This is a genomic window from Streptomyces ipomoeae 91-03, from assembly GCF_000317595.1.
Taxonomy (GTDB): domain Bacteria; phylum Actinomycetota; class Actinomycetes; order Streptomycetales; family Streptomycetaceae; genus Streptomyces; species Streptomyces ipomoeae.
On the sequence record NZ_AEJC01000645.1, the window covers coordinates 1 to 4,791 of the forward strand.

General features: G+C 69.3%; 4 protein-coding genes and 1 pseudogene. 3 read left to right on the forward strand and 2 right to left on the reverse strand.

The window, feature by feature from the left end; all coding sequences use genetic code 11:
- Window positions 1-159: 159 nt before the first annotated feature.
- A complete protein-coding gene (locus tag STRIP9103_RS42525; RefSeq protein WP_009340348.1) occupies window positions 160-840 on the reverse strand; it encodes a response regulator transcription factor in 681 nt (226 codons plus the stop codon).
- A complete protein-coding gene (locus STRIP9103_RS42530) occupies window positions 837-2,258 on the reverse strand; it encodes a sensor histidine kinase (protein WP_009340354.1) in 1,422 nt (473 codons plus the stop codon). The genes STRIP9103_RS42525 and STRIP9103_RS42530 overlap by 4 nt, the downstream gene beginning before the upstream one ends.
- A 505-nt stretch (window positions 2,259-2,763) precedes the next feature.
- Between STRIP9103_RS42530 and phoU the strand changes: the two genes are divergently transcribed.
- The 3 genes and pseudogenes from phoU to STRIP9103_RS53810 all read left to right on the forward strand — a co-directional run.
- The gene (phoU, locus tag STRIP9103_RS42535) at window positions 2,764-3,453 is read left to right on the forward strand and encodes a phosphate signaling complex protein PhoU (protein WP_009340343.1); all 690 of its coding nucleotides are present in this window, start codon (window positions 2,764-2,766) and stop codon (window positions 3,451-3,453) included.
- A 589-nt stretch (window positions 3,454-4,042) separates the two neighbouring features.
- The gene (locus STRIP9103_RS51015) at window positions 4,043-4,204 is read left to right on the forward strand and encodes a hypothetical protein (protein ID WP_181800499.1); all 162 of its coding nucleotides are present in this window, start codon (window positions 4,043-4,045) and stop codon (window positions 4,202-4,204) included.
- Window positions 4,205-4,262: 58 nt separating this feature from the next.
- Window positions 4,263-4,367: pseudogene (locus STRIP9103_RS53810) on the forward strand (VOC family protein); the annotation flags it as partial.
- Window positions 4,368-4,791 lie beyond the last annotated feature (424 nt).

Here is a 4,791-nt window from a genome sequence, read left to right on the forward strand (position 1 = left end):
CCGCCCTTCGTCGTACGACGAGACATTGCACGACGAGACGTTGCACGGCGAGACGTTGCACGGCGAGCGCAAGGCCGTGGACCTGGCCGTAGGCCTGCCGGGACACGACCCGCGGCTCACGATCCGCCGGCTACGACCCAACCGGTCCGGATCCGCGGTTTACGGCTCGAACTTGTAGCCCAGGCCACGCACCGTCACCAGGTAGCGCGGTGCGCCCGGGTCGGGCTCGATCTTGGCGCGGAGGCGCTTGACGTGGACGTCGAGGGTCTTGGTGTCGCCCACGTAGTCGGCGCCCCAGACGCGGTCGATGAGCTGCATACGGGTCAGGACGCGGCCCGCGTTGCGCAGCAGCATTTCGAGCAGGTCGAACTCCTTGAGGGGGAGGTCGACCTTGGAACCGGAGACGGTGACCACGTGGCGGTCGACGTCCATGCGGACCGGACCGGCCTCCAGCGCGGCCGGGGTGACCTCCTCGGGCTCGCCGCGGCGGCGCAGTACGGCCCGGATACGGGCGACGAGCTCGCGGGAGGAGAAGGGCTTGGTGACATAGTCATCGGCTCCTATTTCCAGGCCCACGACCTTGTCGATCTCGCTGTCCTTGGCGGTGACCATGATCACCGGAACGTTGGAGCGGCCACGCAGCTGGCGGCAGACCTCGGTGCCCGGCAGGCCGGGCAGCATCAGGTCGAGGAGGACGAGGTCGGCGCCGTTGCGCTCGAACTCGTCGAGTCCGTCGGGCCCGGTGGTCGCGATGGCGACCTCGAAGCCCTCCTTGCGGAGCATGTAGGACAGGGCGTCGGAGAAGGACTCCTCGTCCTCGACGACGAGCACTCGGGTCACGGAAGGACCTCCGGGGCGGGAAGCGGTTGGTACGGGTGAGACGGAGAAAGGGCGGTTTTCGCGGAACGGTCCGACGACATGGATGTACCCATCGACCTGTCCGGTGATTTGGACGAATGGTCCGGTGATGTATCCGATGACGCGGCTGAGTCGGATGACTCCGTGGGCTGTCCGTCCTCTTCGTCGAGGTCCGGGTGCTGTGCTGCGCGGTCACGGGAGGCGCCCGCCTCCGGCAACCTGAGGGTGAACGTGGAGCCCTGGCCCTCGGAGCTCCACACCGTGACCTCCCCGCCGTGCGAGGCGGCCACGTGCTTGACGATCGCGAGGCCGAGCCCCGTACCGCCGGTCTGGCGGGAGCGGGCCGGGTCCACGCGGTAGAAGCGCTCGAAGATGCGCTCCTTGTCCTTGTCGGAGATCCCTATGCCCTGGTCGGTCACGGAGATCTCGATGAGGTCCCCGCCGGGCGCGCTGACCCGGCGGGCGGCGATGCCGACGCGGGTGCGGGCCGGGGAGTAGTTGACGGCGTTCTCGACGAGGTTGCCGAGGGCGGCGGCGAGCTGCCCGCGGTGACCCCAGACGCTGAGGTCGGCGGTGCTGCCCGCCCGTCGCCCGTCACCGCCCTGTTCGGCTCCTTCGGGCGCCCCCACATTCGTGGCCATCGTGATCTGCTTGGTGCCGGCCTGGTGGCGGCAGCGGTCGATGGCCTCGGCGACCAGCTCGTCCACGCGCACGGGCTCGGCGTCCTCCAGCGGGTCGTCGTTCTGCACCCGGGAGAGGTCGATGAGCTCCTGCACGAGGTTGGTGAGCCGGGTGGCCTCGATCTGCATCCGGCCGGCGAACCGCTCCACCGCCTCCGGGTCGTCCGAGGCGCCCATGACCGCCTCCGAGAGAAGGGACAGGGCACCGACGGGTGTCTTCAGCTCATGGCTGACGTTGGCGACGAAGTCACGCCGGACCGCTTCGATACGGCGGGCCTCGGTGAGATCCTCGACGAGGAGCAGCACGAGCCGGGAGCCCAGCGGCGCGACCCGCGCGGAGACGGCGAGCGCCTCCCCACGTCCCGTGCCGCGCCGGGGCAGGTCCAGCTCGACCTGGCGTATCTCGCCGTCCCTGCGGGTGTCGCGGGCCATCTGGAGCATCGGCTCCACGGCGATCTTCCCGCCGCGCACCAGCCCGAGGGCGTACGCGGCGGAGCTGGCCTTGACGACGGCGTCGGCCTCGTCGAGTACCACGGCGGAGGAGCGGAGCACGGAGAGCACGGTGTCCACGCCGGGCGGAAGCACCGGGTCCGTGTGCAGGGAGGTCCTGGTCGGACGCCTCTGCTCGCGCTCGCTGAAGCGGAACGCCAGCATGGCGATGACGCCGGTGAGCACTCCGGCGATCGCTGCCGCTGCGGCGACCGCCGCGTTCACGTCCATGCAAACAGGTTAGGCACGAGGTAGGACATCCCCACAGCGGTCCGAGGGCGACCTCGAACACTCGTCGCCCAGAGTTCACCTGGGAGCCAGTGTTGATTCATTTGGGGTGGCTGAAACGGACGCGTAGGGACCGGATCGTGGGAGCGTGGGGTTCGACCGGGCCCCCGCTCACCCGTCCGTCCGGCGTCGGCCCGACGCCCGTCCGGCGTCCGTGCGGCTTCTCTGCAGCGGCCCTCAGGCGCCCGTCCATCCTGACAGAACGAATCCGGACGCCGCAGGAAGGATTCGGCGAGGATCTGGCAAGGCTCTGCTGCAGGGCCTTGCAGCGGCTTCCGGCGCGGCCTCCGATACTGATTCCGATGTACTGATTACTGATGTACCGACTACCGATGTACTGATTACCGTCGTACTGATTGCCGACGTACTGAATACCGCCTGCTTACCCGGCGTAGCGAAACCCCCGGTAGACGCACGTAGCAGACGCACGTAAGAGAGGGACACCCTGATGCGGGACGCGTACCACGAGGAACTTGACTCGATCGGTGAGGGCCTGGTCGAGATGGCCCGACTGGTCGGGTCGGCGATCGGGCGCGCCACGACGGCGATGCTCGACGCCGACCTGAAGATGGCCGAGAGCGTGATCGAGGCCGACAAGAAGGTCGACGACCTGCAGCACGACCTGGAAGCCCGCGCGATAGCTCTGCTGGCCCGTCAGCAGCCGGTCGCCACGGATCTGCGTATCGTCGTCACCTCGCTGCGCATGTCCGCCGACCTGGAGCGTTCCGGTGACCTCGCCCAGCACGTGGCCAAGGTCACCCGGCTGCGCTACCCCGAGCACGCGGTCCCGCGCGATCTGTACGCCACGATCCTGGAGATGGGCCAGCTCGCGCAGCGCCTGATGGCCAAGGCCGCCGAGGTCATCATCACCAAGGACGTCGACCTCGCGCTCCAGATGGAGGCGGACGACGACGCGATGGATCTCCTCCACCGCACCCTGTTCCAGCACCTCATGGACGATCGCTGGAAGCACGGCATCGAGACCGCCGTCGACGTCACCCTCCTCGGCCGCTACTACGAGCGCTTCGCCGACCACGCGGTCTCGGTGGCCAAGCGCGTGGTGTACCTGGTGACGGGCGAGCACGCGGACGACCTCCAGGCGGAGATCCAGCCGGTGACGGGGGTGGAGGGAGCGTAGGCCTCCGGCGGGGGCTGGGGGTGGGCGGACCGGCGGCTGGGGGTCGGGGGCCGGCGGCTGCGGGTCGGGGCCGGCGGCTGGGGCTGTGGCTGTGGCTCGGGCTGTCGGGCTCCTGTAGCTGCGGATCACAGGCCGCTGGGGCTGCCGGTTGCGGGGGGTGTCGGTCACTTGTAGCTGCCGGTCGCGGGGCTGGAGTTGTCAGTCGTGTAGCTGCCGGGCGCGGGCCGCTGGGCTGCTGGTCGCGGGGCTGGGGCTGTCGGTCACCTGTAGCTGCCGGGCGTGGGGCGGGGGCCACAAGGCTGAAGCCGTCGGCGGTCTACGACTGCCGGTCGTGAGGCCGTGGCCGCGGTTCCGGGCCGGGGGTGCGGTGGTCGTCCGGCGGTGGTCGGCCGGGTGGGCCGGCGGTGGGTGGGCCGGGCTGGGCCGGTGTGGGCTGGTGGTGGTTGTGCTGATGGTGGGCTGGGCGCTCGGTATTTTCGCAGGGCGTGTGGACGCCTCCGTGCGCCGTTGATGCGCCCGGCTGAGCGGGCATGCAATGGGGCATCCAATGGGCACAGGCACCAGACTTCGATGCCTTCGAGGAGGGACCATGGCCGAATCCCCCGCCAGCCCCAGCACGCCCGACCCGACCCAGGTCCGGGACACCCAGCAGCCCGCCGACATCAGGACCCTGCCGCTCGTCGCCGCATGCGGCTGCGGCTCCGGGTGCCAGTGCGGGTGCCAGTCCGGCAACCCGTGCCAGTGCGGCTGAAGGAACTGCCGTTCAGCTCATACGCACAGTTCATGCGCACGAGTTCATGCGCACGAAGAGACTGGTCCCGCTCGGCGCGGTACACGTGCGAACGCTGTATGACGGAAATGATGCGTGCATCCCGATGCTGGACATCGAGGGCAACGAGTTCTGCCTCGACTGACGGGCCGCGAAAGAGTCCTCGCTCTGTCCCATGGGCCAAGACGATGAACAGCCCGACCTGTCAGGGCGCTGTGGCGTAAACCGCCGGATAGGCGCTCGTGACGGGCGAGTCGTCCGGCAGTCCAACCCGGCCAAGGACGCCGTCTCACTGTCGCCCGAAGCGCACTCATCGGCGAAGCCGTAGTCGCAGCGATCCACGCGGCGACAGAACTAAGCGCCACAGACGCCTCCGGGCCCGTGCGCCGAGGAAAATGACACGCACCATGGGAATCCGGCACCGGCACGATGGTGGAACGGTGCGCAAAGCCGCAGGTCACAAAGAGCTGACCGTAAATCCGGTAATGGGCCTACGGCAGGTTGCGCCGAGTCGCGCCGGCCTGAGGGAGTGCGCTCGACGTGCGGTGCCGGGCAGGACGGACTGGGCG

What these genes read in the sequence shown, in the direction of transcription:
- STRIP9103_RS42530 (WP_009340354.1), bottom strand. Translation starts at nt 2,258, where the DNA reads ATGGACGTGAACGCGGCGGTCGCCGCAGCGGCAGCGATCGCCGGAGTG.
- phoU (WP_009340343.1), top strand. Translation starts at nt 2,764, where the DNA reads ATGCGGGACGCGTACCACGAGGAACTTGACTCGATCGGTGAGGGCCTG.
- STRIP9103_RS51015 (WP_181800499.1), top strand. Translation starts at nt 4,043, where the DNA reads ATGGCCGAATCCCCCGCCAGCCCCAGCACGCCCGACCCGACCCAGGTC.